The organism is Paenibacillus diazotrophicus (assembly GCF_042610465.1).
Window position 1 is genome coordinate 583414 of record NZ_JBGJZN010000002.1, and the last position, 19761, is coordinate 603174.

The 19761-nt window shown below is 50.7% G+C and carries 15 protein-coding genes; 9 read left to right on the forward strand and 6 right to left on the reverse strand.

All coding sequences use genetic code 11. From position 1 onward, the window contains the following. The first annotated feature begins 73 nt into the window (after positions 1–73). On the forward strand, positions 74–1591 hold the full coding sequence (locus ACAN54_RS13930) for a carboxylesterase/lipase family protein (RefSeq protein ID WP_379155675.1): 1518 nt from the start codon (positions 74–76) through the stop codon (positions 1589–1591). A gap of 20 nt (positions 1592–1611) precedes the next feature. After that, positions 1612–2403, forward strand: a complete 792-nt coding sequence (locus tag ACAN54_RS13935; RefSeq protein ID WP_379155678.1) for an alpha/beta hydrolase — start codon at positions 1612–1614, stop codon at positions 2401–2403. A 141-nt stretch (positions 2404–2544) separates the two neighbouring features. On the opposite strand, the gene ACAN54_RS13940 is transcribed toward ACAN54_RS13935, so the two are convergent. The 3 genes from ACAN54_RS13940 to ACAN54_RS13950 are packed head-to-tail and all read right to left on the reverse strand — an operon-like array spanning position 2545 to position 6197. Continuing rightward, positions 2545–4335 carry a type 2 periplasmic-binding domain-containing protein gene (locus tag ACAN54_RS13940; protein ID WP_379155680.1) on the reverse strand — a complete coding sequence of 597 codons (1791 nt, stop codon included), beginning with the start codon at positions 4333–4335 and terminating at the stop codon, positions 2545–2547. Between the two features lie 42 nt (positions 4336–4377). Beyond that, positions 4378–5346, reverse strand: coding sequence for a carbohydrate ABC transporter permease (locus tag ACAN54_RS13945; protein ID WP_379155683.1), 969 nt, complete (start codon positions 5344–5346; stop codon positions 4378–4380). Beyond that, complete coding sequence (locus ACAN54_RS13950) at positions 5343–6197, reverse strand: ABC transporter permease subunit (protein WP_379155686.1); 855 nt, start codon at positions 6195–6197, stop codon at positions 5343–5345. The genes ACAN54_RS13945 and ACAN54_RS13950 overlap by 4 nt, the downstream gene beginning before the upstream one ends. A 525-nt stretch (positions 6198–6722) precedes the next feature. Between ACAN54_RS13950 and ACAN54_RS13955 the strand changes: the two genes are divergently transcribed. Beyond that, entirely contained in the window at positions 6723–8231 is a 1509-nt protein-coding gene (locus ACAN54_RS13955) for a glycoside hydrolase family 43 protein (protein ID WP_379155691.1), read from the forward strand. 53 nt (positions 8232–8284) lie between these two features. Beyond that, complete coding sequence (locus tag ACAN54_RS13960) at positions 8285–9274, forward strand: glycoside hydrolase family 43 protein (RefSeq protein ID WP_379155694.1); 990 nt, start codon at positions 8285–8287, stop codon at positions 9272–9274. A 90-nt stretch (positions 9275–9364) separates the two neighbouring features. Here ACAN54_RS13960 and ACAN54_RS13965 read toward each other — a convergent pair whose 3' ends face one another. The 3 genes from ACAN54_RS13965 to ACAN54_RS13975 are packed head-to-tail and all read right to left on the reverse strand — an operon-like array spanning position 9365 to position 13720. After that, positions 9365–10321 carry a sugar ABC transporter substrate-binding protein gene (locus tag ACAN54_RS13965; RefSeq protein ID WP_379155697.1) on the reverse strand — a complete coding sequence of 319 codons (957 nt, stop codon included), beginning with the start codon at positions 10319–10321 and terminating at the stop codon, positions 9365–9367. Further along, positions 10318–11919, reverse strand: a complete 1602-nt coding sequence (locus tag ACAN54_RS13970) for a response regulator (protein ID WP_379155701.1) — start codon at positions 11917–11919, stop codon at positions 10318–10320. The genes ACAN54_RS13965 and ACAN54_RS13970 overlap by 4 nt, the downstream gene beginning before the upstream one ends. Before the next feature lies 1 nt (position 11920). After that, complete coding sequence (locus tag ACAN54_RS13975; protein WP_379155704.1) at positions 11921–13720, reverse strand: cache domain-containing sensor histidine kinase; 1800 nt, start codon at positions 13718–13720, stop codon at positions 11921–11923. A gap of 267 nt (positions 13721–13987) precedes the next feature. Between ACAN54_RS13975 and ACAN54_RS13980 the strand changes: the two genes are divergently transcribed. The 5 genes from ACAN54_RS13980 (at position 13988) to ACAN54_RS14000 (ending at position 19759) form a co-directional block, all read left to right on the forward strand. Beyond that, complete coding sequence (locus ACAN54_RS13980) at positions 13988–15019, forward strand: ABC transporter substrate-binding protein (RefSeq protein WP_379155707.1); 1032 nt, start codon at positions 13988–13990, stop codon at positions 15017–15019. Between the two features lie 82 nt (positions 15020–15101). Continuing rightward, entirely contained in the window at positions 15102–16613 is a 1512-nt protein-coding gene (locus ACAN54_RS13985; protein WP_379155710.1) for a sugar ABC transporter ATP-binding protein, read from the forward strand. An 8-nt stretch (positions 16614–16621) separates the two neighbouring features. Next, positions 16622–17662, forward strand: a complete 1041-nt coding sequence (locus ACAN54_RS13990; RefSeq protein WP_379155713.1) for an ABC transporter permease — start codon at positions 16622–16624, stop codon at positions 17660–17662. Continuing rightward, complete coding sequence (yjfF, locus tag ACAN54_RS13995; RefSeq protein ID WP_379155717.1) at positions 17652–18620, forward strand: galactofuranose ABC transporter, permease protein YjfF; 969 nt, start codon at positions 17652–17654, stop codon at positions 18618–18620. Before ACAN54_RS13990 ends, yjfF begins: the two co-directional genes overlap by 11 nt. A 98-nt stretch (positions 18621–18718) precedes the next feature. Then, positions 18719–19759 carry an ABC transporter substrate-binding protein gene (locus tag ACAN54_RS14000; RefSeq protein ID WP_379155720.1) on the forward strand — a complete coding sequence of 347 codons (1041 nt, stop codon included), beginning with the start codon at positions 18719–18721 and terminating at the stop codon, positions 19757–19759. The last annotated feature ends 2 nt before the right edge of the window (positions 19760–19761 follow it).

The window sequence follows — 19761 nt, forward strand, 5'->3', positions numbered from 1 at the left end:
GTAGAGGGAGCTCTTCCTCAGCTGATCGAATAAACAAAGAAATAAACGTTTATATTCAGAGAGGAGTAACGGTATGTTAAGAGAAGTACGTGTTGAAAATGGTATGGTTCAAGGACTGCCGGCAGCTGATCCGCGTATTACCAGCTTTAAGGGGATTCCCTTTGCGGCTCCGCCTGTGGCGGAGAACCGCTGGCGTGCTCCCCAGCCTGTGCAAAACTGGGAAGGGGTATTGAAAGCATTTGATTTTGCCCCCATTTCGATGCAGGCCCCTACTGTCATAGATGTGAATAATATCTATACCCGCGAATGGTCGGTCGATCCGGATCTTCCGATGGACGAGGACTGCCTTTATCTGAATGTCTGGACTCCAGCCCTCAGTGCGGATGAGAAGCTTCCTGTCTTTGTATGGTATTTTGGCGGAGGACTTCAGGTAGGCCATACGGCTGAAATGGAGTTTGACGGCGAACGGATTGCCCGCAGGGGGATTGTCGTTGTGACCGTGAATTACCGCCTGAACGCGTTTGGCTTTCTGAGCCATCCTGAGATCACTGCCGAATCCCCGGATGCTCCCGCGAATTTTGGACATCTGGATCAGCAGGCAGGCACGCAGTGGGTGAAACGCAATATCGCTGCTTTTGGCGGAGACCCAGATCAAATTACCATAGGAGGACAATCTGCCGGCGGTGCAAGTGTAATGACCCAGCTGACCTCGCCGCAGAATGAAGGATTGTTTCAGCGTGCGGTGGTTATGAGCGGCATCTTTACCCCGCTGTATCCTAACAATCCGATGCCTCCGTTTGACCGTACCCTCATGCAGGCTGAAGAGGAGGGGGCCGCCTTCTTTGAATTTATGGGGGTGTCAACTCTGGAAGAAGCCCGCAAGCTGGATGCCATATATATCCGCGATAAAATGCTGCAGTATGGCCACTTCTGGGGAACGGTCACGGACCAGGTGTACTGTCCCGGTAATCCATATGACCTTTTTCTGAAGGGGCAGCACCACAAGGTGCCGGTCATGCTGGGAAATACCTCTTCCGAATTTTTCGGTGTTCCGGGCGCCGGCAGCGTCGAGGAATTCAGAGCCATGGCTGTGGAGATGTTTGGCAGTGAAGCCGAGGAGTATCTTAAACTATGCGCCGTTGATACAGGGAATCTGGAGGAAATGATCCAAAAGGCCTCCGTGAACAATATTGAATATGCGGTCCGTGTTGCTATTAAGGCTAATAGTGATTCCGGCAGCGGTGTTCCGATGTACTATTACACTTTTGACGCCGACATTCCGGGCTGGGATGACCCCGGAACCTTCCATTCGGTGGATCTGTGGTTCCACTTCGAGACGCTGGCTAAATGCTGGCGGCCTTTTGTGGGCAAGCATTATGATCTTGCCCGCCAGATGTGCAATTATCTTGCCTATTTCATTGGCACAGGCGATCCGAACGGCAAAGATTCGACGGGCGAGGAGTTGCCTCTCTGGATACCGTGTACACCGGAAACACCTTACAGTATGGTGTTTGCTGACAAGTCAGCATTGGCAGAGGAACCTCCGGGTGAGGTTATGCAATTTCTGGTCGAGCAATATTTCAAAGGCTAGCCAACCATAGTAAGAGAGGAATGAGCGCAGTGCAGGAGAGTAATCCGAATTACACGATACAAACTGCAGGTTATGACAAGGAGAGGGATGGCATCGGGCGGGGAGAGATCCATACTATAGAATATCCCTCCAGTACTGTTGGTTGCACCCGAAAGGCAATGGTATATACGCCACCCGGTTATTCCACAGACCAGAAGTACAGCGTCTTGTATCTGCTGCACGGGATTGGGGGAGATGAGACAGAATGGTACGAACACGGCAAGCCCCAGATCATTCTGGACAATCTGTATGCGGATCAAATGCTGAAGCCTATGATTGTTGTACTTCCGAACGGGCGGGCGATGCTGAATGACCGGGCGGAAGGAGATATTTTTGCTCCTGATAAGATACAAGCCTTTGAAATATTCGAATCGGACTTACTCCATGATCTAATCCCTTATATTGAAGTGAACTATTCGGTCTTGACGGACCGGATGCACCGTGCCATTGCCGGATTATCGATGGGCGGAGGACAATCCCTCAATATCGGTCTGAACAATCTGGACCGTTTCGCTTGGATCGGGGCATTCTCTCCGGCTCCAAATACGAAGCTGCCTGAACAACTGCTTCCGGAGCCTCAGAAGGCAGCCGGGCTGCTTAGCCTGCTCTGGTTATCGTGCGGGGATCTGGACAGCCTTAAGAATGTCAGCGACCGGACGCATGCGTATTTGTCGCAGCATTCTGTGCCTCATATCTGGGTGGAGGAACATGGTGACCATGATTGGCCGGTCTGGAAGAACGGTTTATATCAATTCTCTAAGCTTATTTTTTAGCGGACTGCTCAAGAATATCCGCTGCAAGCAGCTGTATACGACATAAAGAGGGGCGTTCCCGGCAGACCATGATGGCTGCCGGGAACGCCCCTTATCTTTGATTAGAGCAGGATATAGGCTAGTGCTTGTTGTGATAATGATCTATTTATTGGCGACTGCATCGGCACGCATTTTAACAATTTTTTGTGCTCTTTCCGTATCTACGGCAAGAACATCATTCCAGCCGAGTCCCACCACATCACTCTTCAGCTTGGTCCAGAGCTTATCGAATTCTGCCTGATCCTTGGCGAATATCATTTTCCAGGAGGTGTTCTTCACATAATCCGAGATCTGGCTCCGTTTATTCTTAATATCCGAGGAGTCCGATCCGAGACTTGTATTAATATTTGGCACGATATCGATCATATTGTTTTTCTGATAGTACTCTGTCGGAGTGGTTGCATTATAAGTCTTCTGCCATTCTGTAGTAAGAACGGTCTTGTTCGCTTCTATCGTGGAGCTCCAATAGGTATTGTTATAAAATTCTTTCGTATCCGGATCGATTACAAAATCGCTCATAATCATAGTGTTGATCTTGCTCTGTCCGTCTTGATATCCGCCGCCGCCATACTCGTCAGGAACAGGGGTATTGTCCTGGAAGGCGGTTTGGCCTACGGGTGTCAGCTTAAACTTGCCGTCGGCTGTTTTTTCATAGTTGAAGCCTTCAAATCCATTGGTATAATAGCGAAGGCCTTCAGGAGAGGACATCCAATCCATGAATTCAATAATTCTGTCCGGATTCTTGGCTTTTGAACCCACAGCAAATACTCTTCCATTCCCGAAATAGGCATCACTATTCTGGATAATATGGGTATCAGCGATCGGGATCGCAACGTTCCCGTCACCTTTATTGCCTCTTTCAATAGTATTGTAGAAGCCTCTTTCCCAGGAATACCACAAGAGCAGAACCTGTTTGTTAGTCAGTTTTTCAGAGACTTTATTCCAGTCCTGGGATGGCGAGTCAGGGTCAACCAGCCCCATCTGATTGGCGTCATAATAGAACTTAAGGATTTTCTTGTACATACTGTTGTCGTCAACAAGAGGTACAATATCGCCTTTTGCGTTTAGCTGTATGGTCGAGGTTCCATCCGGCTGTTCATAACCGTACCAGTTACTGAGCCAACGGACATTTTCCATACTTCCATTATCCCAGTCCTTCCATAAGGTGATCGGAACGATTGGTTTGCCGTCAGGTGTCTTGGGATACTTCTCCTGCATCTGCTTCAGTGCGTTCAGAAGATCGGTCAGATTGTTCAGCTTGGGAGATCCTATTCCCTTGTAATAATCCCAAGGCATAAGCGGACTGGAGTAAGGGAGTTCTTCCGAGAATGTTGTCGGTGAAGTGTCCGATGTAAAAGTCGGCAGCGCATAAATTTTTCCATCAGGATTGATGCTTTGGAATGCAGCATTGAAAGGCTTGAAGTGATTGTCTACATATTTGGACAGATGTTCGGTATTCTTGATCTTATCCGTGATATCCATAATCATGCCTGCCGGTATCAATTCCTCCAGCTGACTGTTATCAATAATCAGGAGGTCTCCCAGATCTCCCGATGCAGACCTTGTCTTGTATAGCTGATCGCCGGCAACCTGCGGAGACAGAATGTTTAAGGTGATATTGAACTTATCCTTAATCAGCTTTCCATACCATCCGGTCTGCTCCCCCTGGTAATTTGCTGCGTTGTCAAAGACGGTAATGGTTAGCGGTTTGCTGTGATCGATCCCTGTACCCGGACTGGATGATTCCGTTGCAGTACCCGGATCGGGTGCTGCTGTGGCTGTACCCGCATTGTTGGAATTGCTACTACATCCGCTCAATGCTGTTGTTACCAGAAGCAGGGTGGTGCCGATCAGCATTGATGATTTTCTTGCCAGCTTATTGTTTCTGTTCATTTACAGCCCCCCAAAATGATTAGTTTATCATCCTCGTGCCTATTAACCTTTGACTGCACCAATGATAATTCCTTTTACAAAAAACCTTTGGAAAATCGGATACACCAGCAAAATAGGTGCGACAACGATGATCGTAACGGTCATCCGAATGGATGTGGTGGTTTGCTTGGTGGACAGACTGGCCATGGCGGTTGATCCGGCATTTTGCAGATTGACCATGGTGGATAAGGAGCTGGCCTGATTGATGTAGTTATAGAGAATGAACTGCAGGCTGTACAATCTGCTGTCCGTAACCAGCAGCAGTGTATCCTGAAAGGAATTCCACTGGTTCACTGCCGAGAATATGGCGACTGTCGCCAATATCGGTTTGCTGATGGGCAAGATGATTTTGTAAAAGATCGTTATAATCCCGGCACCGTCAATGCTGGCGGCCTGCTGCAATTCCTTTGGCGTGGACTCAACAAATGTCTTCACAAGAATGATGAAAAATGGAGCTACGATGGACGGCAGAATGTAGGCCAGGAAATTGTCTGTGAGGTGCAAGGATCTCATCGTCAAGTACCAGGGGATAATACCGGCATTAAAAAACATCGTAATAATGGTAAAGCGGTACCAGAATTTTTTCCCCCACATGTCCTCTTGGGCAAACATGAATCCCAAAAAGGCTGAGGCCCCTACCGTCAAAAGAGTACCTATGACTGTTCTTCCCACAGAAATAACAAATGCATTCCACAGTCCCGGTATTTTAAACACGTCAACATAGTTCTGGAAATGGATTCCCCTCGGCCAAAACGCAATTTCACCTTTGGCGCTGAGATCGTTGGCGCTTATGGTATTGATAATGATAGAGTAAAAAGGATATACACACATAAATGCAAAGAGGGAAAACAGGACATAGATGACAGCAGATATCAATTTGTCGGTTGTACTGACCTGCATTTTTATTTTTTTGGAGAGGCGGCTGTTATTTTCTACAGCAATCGGAGTCATTCCAGTCGGGTTGTCACTCATACGATGCCCTCTCCTCTTAACAATTTGGACAGCCCGTTTACGGAAAAGAGAAGCGCAACACTAATCAGGCTTTTCAGCATACTGATCGCAACGGAAACGGAATAGCTGCCGCCTCCCATGGCAAGGTTGTATACATATAAATCCAATACCTGAATGGTGTCTTTGTTGAATGCATTCTGGAACACAAAATATTGCTCCAATCCATTGTTCAGAAAGCTGGCAATCTGGAGCATTAATAGTACGAAGTAAGTCGGCAGCATACTTGGCAAAACCACATGGCGGATGACCTGCATTCTGGTCGCACCATCTACATAAGCCGCTTCATAAAGAGATTCATCGATCCCCATAATGGCCGCTATATACAATATGGCCGACCAACCCAGTGATTTCCATGTAATCCATATCCACATCGTAACCCAAACATGTTCCGAGTTTTGAAGAAAAAGTACAGGAGAATCAATAAGTCCCATCTGACTCAGAAAGCCATTGACGACACCTTCACTGGAGAACATGGAAAAGGCCAGGGAATACACCAGTACCCAACTGATAAAGTTAGGAAGCGTGGTTACGGTCTGGATAAATTTCCGGAAGCGCACAGCTTTAATCTCTGTCAGGAAAATTGCGAAAATCATTGGGAGCCATGAGAAAAGTATGCTCAGTCCGCTGATGCCAAATGTGTTTTTGATGACCTGAAGCAGCTGATCGACCTTCACCTGATTTTCTACCAGGGAACGAAACCATTTGAAACCGACAAATGGCGCTTGTGACAGCGGAATCGGCGGCATATAGTCAAAGAATGCATACACCCATCCATAGAGGGGGTAGTAGGCAAAGACAGCAAGTAATACCATAAAGGGCGAAATGTAAAGAAATTTTCGTACAGAATTGCTCCTTATGCTGTGATTACGCATCGGTTCACTCCCCCTTTGTATAATATTTGGAGCTTTCAACAGGGTGGCTTTAACCCAAACCTGCTGTCCGGCATGCTGTCCTCCTTCCATTAACAATGTCTAACAATCCGATACCCAATTGAACGTTATGTTGCTAATATCCCTCCTTGATGTTAGCGCTTACACAACTATGCAACTATAATAAATTATCGTTTTCCTTCAAACAATGACCAATCCTCACGACTTATTGATCTATCATTAGATAAAATAAATATCGGATTACAGAGACACTCTAAAATTTACAAAATATAGGATAAAGTATATAAAGTATATAAAGTATATAAAGTATGATAAATGCCATAATCAACATTAAACTTAAACATAGCCAAGATTTTAAGGGGGAATTCTTTATTTTTGGTATGGGTGGAGGCCTGGAAAGTACAGTACAATATGTATTGTAAGCGGTTGCTGAAAAAGGAGGATATTATGCAGTCCACAACTTATAGAAATCCTGTGATATCCGGGTATTACCCGGATCCCAGTGTGGTTCGTGTGCAGGACGATTATTATCTGGTGAACAGTTCGTTTGAGTATTTTCCCGGGGTTCCTTTGTTTCACAGCAAGGATCTGATCCATTGGACGCCGGTTGGGCATGTTCTGACCCGGCGTTCCCAATTGGATCTCCGGACAAGCGGCAGCTCCGACGGGATCTACGCCGCCACCCTGCGTTACCATGCGGGACGCTTTTATATGATTACTACAGATGTAAGAGGAATCGGCAATTTCTACGTAACCGCTGAGCGGCCGGAAGGGCCGTGGTCTGATCCCATTCTTTTACCTTACGGGGGAATCGATCCCTCTCTGTTCTTCGAGGACGATGGACGCGCTTATGTGACCGTGCAGAACGGAGCCGATCTGGAATCGCACATTATCCAGTACGAAATAGACCCTGTAACCGGCAAGGTGCTCTCCGAACCTGAAGTGATCTGGAGAGGGGACGGAGGGCCTTGGGTGGAGGGGCCTCATCTCTACAAAATCAACGGGATGTACTATTTGATGACCGCCTCAGGCGGCACCAGCGTAGACCATCGGGAGATCATTGCGCGCAGCAGCAGCCCGTTCGGCCCTTTTGAGGACAAGCCGGAGCCTATTCTGACGCACCGTGGCTTGAAGGAGCACCCTGTTCAATGTCTGGGCCATGCTGATCTAGTGGAGGATACGGAGGGGAATTGGTGGGCGGTCTTCCTGGGTATGCGGCCTGTGCAGGGCAAGTATTCCCCCCTTGGCAGAGAGACCTTTTTGGCGCCGGTGAGCTGGACAGAAGAAGGCTGGCCTATGATCGATAATAATGAAGGAACGGTGGTATCCGCAGACAGTCTACCGGAGGATGAACCGGTTCAGCGCATGGAGCTGAAGAACGGATTTGGTCCGGAATGGGCCTTTCTACGGGCGTATGAGGAGGAATGCTATTCCTGGACAGAGCGTCCGGGTACGCTGTCGATCCGGGGCAATGCCTATACACTGGATGACGAGGCTCCGGCCGTGTTCGCTTGTATCCGGCAGAAGCATCTTCATATGGAAATGGCCGTGCGCTTGGATTATACGCCCACAAAGGAAGGGGAGTACGCAGGAGTGGCCGCCCGTTTGAACAACCGGGGGAACATTTTCTGGGGATTAGCTTACCGTGAAGGAAGACGGGTTCTGGAGCTGGCCATCCGGGACGGCGGCCAGAGACAGGTCCAGAACGTTGTTCCCGAAGCTGCGTGTCCGCTTCATCTACGTATCCGGTGCGATGGGGAAATGTACGCGTTCGCTTACTCGGAGGACGGAGAAGCTTGGCATGAAGTAGAGCATAAGGTACCGGTATCCTGTCTGTCTCCAGAAGTCAACGGCGGCTTCACCGGTGTATGTCTTGGCTTACATGTGTCGGGGAACGGTGAGAAGGATACAGCGCCGGGGTATTATGATGGCTTCTATTATTCCCCGCTGTCGTAGTTTCAGTGCGAAGAGATGCTTTTACCAATTTACTTAAGAAGAGGAGATTTCACATGAATCAGTTGCCAAAACAGAGCCAGCCCCTTGTAACCCACATCTACACCGCGGATCCGTCTGCCCACGTATTTGAAGGCAAAATATATATTTATCCTTCGCATGATCTGGATCATAATGGACCGGACAACGACAACGGTGACCAGTATGCGATGGAAGATTATCATGTTCTATCCATAGAGAATTTCGAATCCCCTGTGACAGATCATGGGCAAGTGCTTCATCTGAGCGAGATTCCCTGGGCTTCGCAACAACTATGGGCGCCTGATGCCGCCTACAAGAACAATACCTACTATTTATTTTTTCCGGCCCGCGACCGGGAAGGGATCTTCCGCCTGGGGGTAGCGACAGCTTCATCCCCGGCAGGTCCGTTCACGCCCCAGCCCGACTATATCCCCGGCAGCTTCAGTATCGACCCCGCTGTTTTTGTGGATGAAGACAACCGTGCTTATATTTACTTTGGCGGCCTCTGGGGAGGCCAGCTCGAACAATGGCAGACCGGCACCTTCTGCCCGGGAGCGGAAGGGCCTGCCCTTGACCAGCCTGCATTAGGGCCGCGTGTGGCGCTCTTAAGCGAAGATATGCTGTCTTTAGAGGAGGCACCGCAAGAAATTTCCATTGTGGATGAAGAAGGAAACCCGATTCTTGCCGGAGATGAGGACCGGAGATATTTTGAAGGGCCATGGGTACATAAATATAATGGCCACTACTATTTGTCTTATTCGACTGGCACGAAGCATACCCTGGTCTATGCGGTCAGTAAACATCCGACGGGTCCATTTACCTTCATGGGCGAGATTCTGTCTCCGGTTATCGGTTGGACCACGCACCACTCCATCGTTCAGTTTGAAGAGAAGTGGTATCTGTTCTATCATGACAGTTCCCTGTCTGACGGTGTCAATCATAAGCGCTGCGTCAAATATATGGAGCTGCATTATAATCCGGACGGCACCATTCAGGCGATGAATCCATACCCTTCCCAAGAATAGGGACCTACAATCTTCAACAGCTATGCTGTCCTATAAAGGACGGTGTAGCTGTTTTGTTTGCAGCAGATTACGGCCAACAGCGGGTGCAAGCTAATTTCCGATAATCGTGATCTTTGTATCTATCCATTTCGTCTTGGTGATGCCTTGGGATTTCTGCAGCAGGGTACTGATGAGGTTCTCGCCCCAGTTCTGCTCGTTCTGTGAGATTACCCGTGTAATCTGCCCGTTATCCATCGCCTGCATCATTGAAGGGGTCAGACCGAGGGCGATATTATAGCGCTTCAGTCCTTTGGCTTTCCAGACCAGTACAGAGCTTGAGCTGGAGACAAAATCGAGGCTCACCAAGGCGGAGAAATGGGGATGGGCGGATATCATCTGCTCGAGCTGCAATACAGCGTTGTCTCCGCTGCCGTCATTGTGCTTAATGTCCAGGATATCGATCTCCGTATGCTCTGCGAGGTAAGTCTGCAGTCCCTGAAGCCGCTCTCCAAACCCGAGCATGTGGGACATTCCGGACTCCACAAGGATCATCCCTCTTCCGCCCAGCAAGTGGTCTACCGTTTGGCCGATCACGATGCCGGTTTGCCTGTTGTCGGCCCCGATATAAGCACTCCTTCGGCTGTCCGGCGCATCCGATTCAAAGCAGACCACGGGAATCCCCTGGTCAACGGCTTTATTAATCACACCAACGAGGGCTTGGGAATCCACCGGAGCGATTGCGATACCATCGACTCCCCGTTTAATCATCATCTCCATGATCCGGATTTGCTGCTCCAGATTGGCTTCATCGGGCGCTTGAACAAGCAATTGAACGTTATGTTTGCGGGCCTCCACCTCTGCCTTTTCCGTAATCCACTCATAGTTGGCATTTACCATAGGATAGATGATGCCGAAGGTCAGCGGCTGTTCTTCATTTCGTCCGGTCGCAGCCGCCTGCTTCTCCTGCGGTGTATGCACGACTCCGGCTGGGAAGCAGCCGCTCAGGAACAGAGCTACTGTCAGGCACATGATGGAGAAAGCAGCTATCCTTACCCGGGATACGCTCACGGATATTCCCCCCCTTTACAAACAGAAGGGAGCGGTTCCTCCGCGTGACCTTGCTTCCGGTATTCCATCGGAGTCATCCCGGTTACTTTTTTGAACAAATTGGAGAAATAATGCTGATCATTGTAGCCTACGCTAAAGGCGATCTCAAAGGTTTTATGGCTTGTCGTCTTCAGCAGTTCCTTGGCTTTGTCCATCCGGGTCGAGGTCAGAAATTCAGTCATGGTCTGTCCGGTTTCCTGGCTGAAGATTTTGCTTAGATGGCTGGGGCTTACCCCGACCTGTCTGGAGATGTCATGGAGAGAAAGCTGCTCATTGCCATACTGCTCGCAGATGCAATGTTTCACTTTATCAATCAGCCCCCGGTATTTATCCGAGCCTTCCGACCGCCACTCCCAGAGACGGGCAAATAGTCTGCTCAAATATTGGAGGCATTCACCGGTATCGGAAATGCACCGGATCTCCTGCTGGAGCTCTCTGAGAATCTCTGTAGGCTCGGCGGCTGCCCGAAAGCAGATTTTAGCCGTTTGCACCAGCTCCAGGGTAATGTCGGTCATCAGGTAGTAAGCGTACACGGAATTCCAATTCATCGGTTCCATCTCTGCCGCAAGGTGTGACAGAAATTCCGGCTTCTGTTTACCGTCTCCCAGCTTCAGAAACTGGATCAGCCGGTTCCGGTCGAGTAGAGTGCCGTGTTCCGAAGGGTTAAAAGAAGCATCAAGCAGTGCCGCCGAGTTCTCCCGGGACATCTTTTTGAGTATAAGATTATTTTCGGCTTCGAGGTAAGACAGGTGGATTCCCTGCAGGCGTTCCCGCACATCGCCCAGACTGACGGACAGCTCACAGCCGCATACTGTTCTCAGCCCTTGCTTCAGCGCTCTGCAGACCTCATCCATACTCCTGTTCAATTGCTCGGGGGTACTTCCCTTGAAGATTAATACCGTTTCCGTCCGGCTGCGTTTATAAAATAGGCCTTCTGTCAGCTCCGTCAACAGGGATCTGAAATGCTCTTCCGCAGTTCGTAGTGTTGAAGAAGGGGCGGATGTGTACTCTTCGATTTCCGGGATATTCAAAGTGAAGATGGCAATGGCATAGTAGGGGGCGATGAGCGGCAGCCCCAGTTGCTCCGCCGATTCGATGGCGGCGGCGGTACCGATCAGTCCTCCGCACAGCTCGGCGTATAGCTTACCTGGCGTATAGGCATAACTGTCCTTTTGCCGCTGCTCCTCATCAATCCTAACGCTGACACTGTGGAGCAGTTGCAGGAGATCAGCTGCGCTGAACGGCTTCAGGCAATAATCCTCAACCCCGAGCCGCAATGCGGTCCGGGCATACTGGAAATCATCGTGGCCGCTCAAGATAATGATTTTGATCTTCGGAAATCGCTGACGGACCACGGAGCTAAGCTCCAGTCCGTTCATGAAAGGCATTTTGATATCGGTAATGAGGATATCCGGGAGCTTCTCACCAATGAGCGGCAAGGCCAGCTCTCCGTCGGATGCGTCGCCGCAATAGATGAACCCTTCCCGCTCCCAATCCACGCATTCCCGTATACTTTCACGGATCAGAATCTCATCATCCACAAGCATAACCTTTTTCATATTAGGTCCCCCTGTTCTTGGGTATGCGCACCCGGATTTGTGTACCTATGCCTTCTGTACTCTCCAACTTTATGCCATATTCCTCTCCGAAATACAGTTGTAGCCGCTGGTGCACATTCTGGAGACCGAAGCCGTTCTGGGCGGGATAGGCGTCCTCCGACTGGATTGGCTGCTCGATTTGTTCCCGGAGTACCGCCAGTCGATCCGGCGAGATGCCGATTCCATTGTCGGAGACGGTAAGCACAACAGACTGGTTGTCCGCATAGCCGCTGATGATGATCTGTCCCTGGCCTCTTTTATTCTTTATTCCGTGATAGAGGGCATTCTCCACCAAGGGCTGAATCGTCATATTCAGAATCGGATACTCCTGCAGCTCCTCAGCAACTTCTATGCGGTACTCCAGAATGTCGCGATAGCGCATCTGCTGGATAATTAGGTAACTCTGCGCATGGGCAAGCTCGGAGCGGATCAGCACCCAATCGCGTCCTTTATTCAGGCTAAGCCGGAAAAAGTCAGATAGCGCTTTCACAATACGGATGACACCATCGTTTTTGCCGGCTTCTGCCATCCACACAATGGAATCAAGGGTGTTGTACAGAAAATGCGGATTGATCTGCGCCTGGAGCGTCCGCAGCTCTGCCTTTTGCAACTGCTGCTGCTCCCGGATGCTCTGCTCAAGCAGTTCTTTGATTTGACCCACCATGATGTTGAAGCTCTCTCCCAGATCGGCGATTTCATCATTTCCCTCCGGTTTCACCTTTGCTTCCAGGTAACCGCTCGCAGTCAGCCGCATTTTGTGCTGCAAAAGCTGAATAGGCCGGATCAGCCGCTTCGTAAGCAGATAGTGAAGCGTGATGGCGAATACTATGCTTAGTACAACGCTGACAATAATCAACTGTCTGATCCGGTTGGCTTCGGCAACAATCTCCTGTAGCGGGGCCATGCCGATGATGACCCAACCGGTAGAACGGGAGGAGGTATGGACAATGAACCGGGGTGGTCCGGTAGTATGCAGCACGAAGCTGCCGTTCTCCTTCAGTGCAGAGTCAGGAATTGTGGCTTCCTGGATAATCGCCAGGTCCGTATCACTGACAGGAGGGACATAAATGGGATGGTTCTGTCCATCGACAATATAGAAAAATCCAGTTTTGCCGATAGGCACCTTGTCACAGAAATCTTTAATGAAGGAATCGTTCAGATCCACAATGACAAACCCGATCACCTCATGCGTGATCCGCTGCTTGACTGCCGCCATAATCGAGATCACACCCTGATTCTTGTATGTGAAACCGTCGACCCGGTCATATCCGGATATCGAGGAGGGAGGAATACGGAGGATGCTGTCGGGATTCTGAGCCAGCGTCTGAAAGTGCGGATTGCGCAACGGATTGATGTTGGATTGGAAAATACCCCTGCGTTCGCTGATACCTTTGCCATACAGATTGATGAGGCTGATGTTCAGTACATTTTCATACTTGTAGGTCTCCCGGTAAAGGGCAAAGGTCTGAAGAATATCCTTCGCTTCCTGGTAGGTTTCCGATTGCGAGAATAGAAAATGGATCGCCTGGGGATTGTTACTCAGCTCCAGCAGCCGTTCCGTGTCCTTGAACAGATTATCAATGTTCGTGCTGAGCATATCCGCCTGAAGGATGCTTGAAGCTTTGCTGTGACTGGAAATCGAATGATAGGATTTCTGATAGGAAATGAGGCCGACGGCAATCAGCGGGATGGTGGACAGCACAACAAACAAAGCCAGCAGTTTCGTCCTCAGACTCGAGGAGACCCAGCGTGTGATCCGCATTATCGGGAGATCCTTTCATAAATAGCATATATTTGGATTCGATTATAGTTTATAACAAAAAGGAGCGGACCGAAAACAAAAAAAGAAAGCGTAAACAAAAATCACACCATTTCAATAAAAGATTACACATCCTTGGGCCGCAGCCGCTAAAAAACAAAAAATAGAAAGCAAATGCCAAAGGATGCCCATATATCGGTGTTTTGGAAGCGGTTTATAATGAACCCGACACCAAATCCTGGTGAATGCGAAGGGGAGGAATCAATATACATGAAGAAATTCGGGAAAATGGGGGCTGTGCTGGCGCTTACTCTGACTATGGTCATGGTTGGGGCATGCAGCAACAACAATGCTGGGAAGACGGAATCCGGCAACTCAGCCGTGCAATCGACTGCGGCGAATGACGGAAGCAAGACGGAGGGCAAGAGTATTACGCTGGGCTTCTCACAGGTTGGGGCGGAGAGCGGCTGGCGTAGTGCGAACACCAAGTCCATCCAGGATTCTGCCAAAGAAGCCGGCTATACACTGAAATTCTCGGACGCCCAGCAGAAGCAGGAGAACCAGATCAAGGCCATCCGTTCCTTCATTCAGCAAAAGGTCGATGTCATTGCGTTCTCTCCGGTGGTTGAATCCGGCTGGGACACCGTACTCAAGGAGGCTAAGGACGCGGGGATTCCTGTGGTTCTGACAGACCGCGCCGTGGACTCCAAGGATACTTCGCTGTATGTCACATTCCTCGGCTCGGATTTCGTGGAGGAAGGCCGCAAGGCGGGCCAATGGCTGTCGGACCAGTACAAGGATGCTTCAGAGGACGTTAACATAGTGGAGCTGCAAGGAACTACTGGTTCTGCACCGGCAAATGACCGCATGGCGGGCTTTGCGGAGAAAATTGCGGGCAACGCCCATTTGAAGGTCATCGCATCGCAAACCGGCGATTTCACCCGGGCTAAAGGCAAGGAAGTTATGCAGGCATTCCTGAAGGCCAATAAGGATATCGACGTTCTGTATGCACACAACGACGATATGGCGCTTGGTGCCATTCAGGCGATTGAAGCAGCCGGACTGAAGCCTGGAGAGGATATCAAAATTATCTCGGTGGATGCCGTCAAAGACGGAATGCAGGCAGCCAGTGAAGGTAAAATCAACTTCATCGTCGAATGCAACCCGCTGCTTGGACCGCAGCTTATGAAGGTGGTAAGGGATGTTGTAGACGGCAAGCCGGTAGAAGCCCGGATCGTGACTGATGAATCGACCTTCACTTCCGAGCAGGCCAAGGAAGCATTGCCAAGCCGTGAGTACTAATTAGAGGCAACAACTACAAGCGGCTCCGGCGGGATAACTTCCACCGGGCTGCTTTTATGAATAACAGGGAGTGGATGCGAGAATGAGCACACTGAAGCCCATACTGCAAATGACGAAGATTCACAAACGGTTTCCGGGTGTAAAAGCGTTGACTGATGTGGACCTCCGCCTGTTTCCGGGTGAAGTGCATGCCCTTATGGGAGAGAATGGCGCCGGTAAGTCGACACTGATTAAAGTACTGACTGGCGTGTATCCGATAGATGAAGGAAATGTGGAGATGGACGGCGCCCCCCTTGCCATCCGCAGCCCGTTAGAATCACAGGCGGCGGGGATCAGTACTGTCTATCAGGAAGTTAACCTGTGTCCCAATCTGACTGTCGCGGAGAATATCTACATCGGAAGAGAACCGCGGAAATTTGGACGGATTCTATGGAAGGAAATGAACCGGCGTGCGGCGGAACTGCTCCGGGAGCGGATGAATGTGCAAATTGATGTTACCCTCCCGCTGCATATGTATTCTGTGGCGGTACAGCAGTTGATCGCGATTGCCAGAGCGTTGAATATTTCCGCCAAGGTACTAATTCTCGATGAGCCGACTTCAAGTCTGGATCAGATCGAAGTGGAGCAATTGTTCCGGATTATGAGGAAGCTCAAAAAGGACGGTCTGTCGATCTTATTTGTCACGCATTTCCTGGATCAGATGTACGAAGTTTCGGACCGGGTCACCATACTGAGGGGCGGAGAATTTGTCGGTGAATATATGGTCAAGGAGCTGACCCGGATGGAGCTGGTTATGAAAATGATCGGCAAGGATCTGAGTTTGCTGGAAGAGCTGCCAAGTCTGGCCGAAGAGTACAAGGATACGCTGGGCAACGAACTGATCCGGGCGGAAGGACTTGGCCGCAAAGGGGGGATCGAGCCGTTTGATCTGATGATCCGCTCAGGAGAGGTAGTGGGCTTGACGGGCCTGCTTGGCTCCGGCCGGACAGAAGCCGCCCGGCTGTTCTTCGGCGCTGACCGGCCGGATTCTGGGAAATTGACCTTGCCGGGAACGCAAGGAACGGTGCATTCCCCCCGGGAAGCCATTGCGCACCGGATTGCCTTCTGCTCGGAGAACCGCAAGACGGAGGGGATTATCGGCGATCTGACCGTAAGAGAAAACATTATTCTTGCGCTGCAGGCCAAATATGGGACCTTCAAGACGATCTCCCGTAAGCGGCAGGAGGAAATGGCAGAGGAATATATCCGCATGCTGAACATCAATCCGCCCAGTCCCGATCATCTGATCAAGAATCTGAGCGGCGGCAACCAGCAGAAGGTGCTGCTGGCCCGCTGGCTGTTGACAGAACCTCAACTGTTCATTCTGGATGAGCCTACGCGGGGGATTGATATTGGAGCAAAAGCGGAAATTCAAAAGCTGGTGCTGTCGCTCTCGCGCCAGGGGATGTCATTCCTGTTCATCTCCTCCGAGCTGGAGGAGGTGCTGCGGGTCAGTGACAGGATTGCTGTCCTGCGCGACCGCCGTAAAGTGAAGGAAATCTCAGATAAGGATATGAGCCAGCAGCATATTATGCAGGCCATTGCGGGAGGCTGAAACGTATCATGGGTACAATGGTTAAACATCATTTATTCTGGCCGCTGTGTGTACTGGCCGCATTGCTGCTGTTCAATCTGTGCTATTCGCCGGATTTCTTCTCCATCACGATGCACGACGGGCATTTGTACGGCAGTCTGATTGATATCCTCAACTTCGGATCGCCTCTTATCCTGGTGGCAATCGGGATGACACTGGTGGTGGCAACCAAGGGGATTGACTTATCTGTCGGCTCCATTGTCGCCATTTCAGGCGCAATCGCTTGCCTGAGCATCAGCAGAGGCCAGGACCAGAACGCGCTGGGCCTGATTCTTTTATCAGTGCTCCTGGCCATCGGCCTATCGCTTGTGCTGGGTGCCTGGAACGGACTGCTGGTCTCCGTGGCCGGCATTCAGCCGATTATCGCCACACTGATTCTGATGGTGGCGGGTCGGGGAATTGCCCAACTGGTGACCGGCGGACAGATTATTACGGTCACCAGCAGCAAATACGCCTATATTGGTTCCGGTTCTCTGGCCGCGCTACCCTTTTCAATATTTGTCGTTGCTCTGTTTGTGGTCATCGCCGTGTTGTTGACCCGCAAGACTGCGCTGGGTCTGTTCATTGAATCGGTTGGCTGCAATCCGACGGCCAGCCTGATGTCAGGCATCCGCTCGGCTTGGGTCATCCTGTCGGTCTATGTATTCTGCGGCTTATGCGCAGGCATCGCCGGACTGCTGCTTAGCTCGAATGTCTCCAGCGCCGACGGCAACAATGCCGGTCTCTGGTATGAGCTTGACGCCATACTGGCAGTGGTGATCGGGGGGACGTCACTGAACGGCGGACGTTTTTATCTCACCGGCACTGTGATTGGAGCGCTGATTATCCAGACACTGACCACAACGATCTATATGATCGGCGTCCCTCCAGAGATTACACTGGTCGTCAAAGCCTTTGTAGTGCTGGCAGTCTGCCTGATCCAGTCAGAAACATTCCGCGCCTCCATTGCCGCACGCTGGAAGACGCGGCATTATCCAGCAGAGAAGGGGATATCACGCCATGTCTCTTAACCGCAAATATATTCCGATGGTCGTCACCGTTCTGCTGTTCCTTGTTATGTTCGGAGCCGGTTCCTTCCGGTATACCGGATTCTTCTCTCTGCAGGTGCTTATGAATCTGCTGGTTGACAATGCCTTTCTGCTAATCACGGCTGTCGGTATGTCGTTCGTGATCCTGTCGGGCGGCATTGACCTGTCCGTCGGCTCTGTTATCGCTCTATCGACGATGGTCTCCGCCAGTCTGGTGCAGCAGCAGGGTTGGCCGCCAGCGGTTGTGATTCCGCTGGTGCTTCTGATGGGAGCCGTGTTCGGCAGCGCCATGGGGGCGATGATCCATTACTTTAAGATTCAGCCGTTCATTGTAACACTGGCGGGAATGTTCCTGGCCCGCGGCCTGTGTTATGTCATCAGTATTGATACGATTACAATTGATAATTCCTTCTATACTGCCGTTGCCCAGACCAAAATTCAGCTGCCGGGCGGAAGCTTCCTTTCCGTCAGCGCCATCATCGCCCTGGTAGTTGTCGCCGCCGCTATCTACATCGCTCACTATACCCGGTTCGGGCGTAACGTGTATGCGCTTGGAGGCAGCGAGCAGTCCTCGCTGCTGATGGGTCTTCCGGTGGCACGGACCAAGGTGTTAGTCTATACCTTGAGCGGCTTCTGCTCGGCGCTTGCTGGTGTGGTGTTCACCTTTTACATGCTGTCCGGGTATGGGCTTCATGCTGTCGGCTTCGAGCTGGATACGATCGCAGCTGTCGTGATTGGCGGTACCCTGCTGACCGGAGGTGTGGGATACGTCCTCGGCACCTTCTTCGGAGTGCTCATTCAGGGTGTAATTCAGACGATCATCAGCTTCGAGGGAACGCTTAGCTCCTGGTGGACCAAGATCGCCATCGGCCTGCTGTTGTTCGTATTCATTCTCTTGCAGCGGGTATTAAGCTCCAGGCGCGCGACGCTAAAGCAATAGCATATCAATATAAAACCTGCATTGGGAGAAAAAGCACTCTTGTCTTCCAATGCTTTTGGGATATAATTGAAATCGCTATCATATGGAGGGGGATGCTGATGAGGACAGTGAAATGGTGCCTGGTCCTGCTGCTGCTGCTGCCGCTTGGCGGCTGCTGGAGCGGCCAGGATAATAACGTACAGGCACCGGTGGTGCCTCATAGCTCTCCTGCGGTGGAGGATAGCTTGGAGCCGTCCCCGGACAGGGCCATGTCAAGGCCCATTCGGCTAGGCTTCTCCCAGCTTGGCTCAGAGAGTACTTGGCGGGAGGCGAATAGTGCGTCCATCCGGGAAGCTGCTGAAGAGGCAGGAATCATTCTCATGATGAAGAATGCCGAACAGGATCAGCGCAAGCAGTTCGAGGCCATCCGTTCGTTTATCCGCAGCAACGTGGATATTATTGCAATTGCACCGGTAGTGCAGACCGGATGGGAAGACATCCTGAAGGAGATTAAGCATGCGGGGATTCCCGTCATCATCCTGGACCGGTCTGTCAATGTGGAGGACAGTTCCTATTATGTCACTTTTATCGGGTCTGACTTCTATGAAGAAGGCATCAAGGCTGCCAAATATGTGATCGACAAAATGCGGCATCATAACGAAGTCATCCAAATTGCCGAATTGCAGGGTACAGTAGGTTCAACGCCGTCGATTGACCGGGGAAGGGGCTTCCGGAAGATGCTTGAGGGCAAACCGAACTTCCGGATTACGCAGACGGCGCCGGCGGACTTCACACAAAGCGGCGGACGCGAGATGATGAAGACTTTTTTACAGCAGCCAAGGGAGAAGTGGCCCCAGGTGCTCTATTCTCACAATGACGATATGGCGATCGGTGCGGTGGAAGCCATCAAAGAGGCGGGACTTGTGCCGGGAGTCGATATCATTATTGTTTCAGTGGATGGCACACGGCGGGCGTTCGAGCAAATGACCGATGGGAATATTAATGCTGTGGTCGAGTGCAATCCTCTGCTTGGTCCGCTGCTCATGCAGGCTGTCAAAGAAATCATGAGCGGGCGGACACTGCCTAAGAGAATGGTGACCCCTGAAGATATTTTCACACAGGAACTGGCGGGCATCGAGGTGGAGAACCGTAAATATTGATA

Coding starts and splice junctions, on each gene's coding strand:
- ACAN54_RS13970 (WP_379155701.1), bottom strand. CDS start 11,919: ATGAAAAAGGTTATGCTTGTGGATGATGAGATTCTGATCCGTGAAAGT.
- yjfF (WP_379155717.1), top strand. CDS start 17,652: ATGTCTCTTAACCGCAAATATATTCCGATGGTCGTCACCGTTCTGCTG.
- ACAN54_RS13990 (WP_379155713.1), top strand. CDS start 16,622: ATGGGTACAATGGTTAAACATCATTTATTCTGGCCGCTGTGTGTACTG.
- ACAN54_RS13950 (WP_379155686.1), bottom strand. CDS start 6,197: ATGGTATTACTTGCTGTCTTTGCCTACTACCCCCTCTATGGATGGGTG.
- ACAN54_RS13935 (WP_379155678.1), top strand. CDS start 1,612: ATGAGCGCAGTGCAGGAGAGTAATCCGAATTACACGATACAAACTGCA.
- ACAN54_RS13940 (WP_379155680.1), bottom strand. CDS start 4,335: ATGAACAGAAACAATAAGCTGGCAAGAAAATCATCAATGCTGATCGGC.
- ACAN54_RS13945 (WP_379155683.1), bottom strand. CDS start 5,346: ATGAGTGACAACCCGACTGGAATGACTCCGATTGCTGTAGAAAATAAC.
- ACAN54_RS13980 (WP_379155707.1), top strand. CDS start 13,988: ATGAAGAAATTCGGGAAAATGGGGGCTGTGCTGGCGCTTACTCTGACT.
- ACAN54_RS13960 (WP_379155694.1), top strand. CDS start 8,285: ATGAATCAGTTGCCAAAACAGAGCCAGCCCCTTGTAACCCACATCTAC.
- ACAN54_RS13985 (WP_379155710.1), top strand. CDS start 15,102: ATGAGCACACTGAAGCCCATACTGCAAATGACGAAGATTCACAAACGG.
- ACAN54_RS13975 (WP_379155704.1), bottom strand. CDS start 13,720: ATGCGGATCACACGCTGGGTCTCCTCGAGTCTGAGGACGAAACTGCTG.
- ACAN54_RS14000 (WP_379155720.1), top strand. CDS start 18,719: ATGAGGACAGTGAAATGGTGCCTGGTCCTGCTGCTGCTGCTGCCGCTT.
- ACAN54_RS13955 (WP_379155691.1), top strand. CDS start 6,723: ATGCAGTCCACAACTTATAGAAATCCTGTGATATCCGGGTATTACCCG.
- ACAN54_RS13930 (WP_379155675.1), top strand. CDS start 74: ATGTTAAGAGAAGTACGTGTTGAAAATGGTATGGTTCAAGGACTGCCG.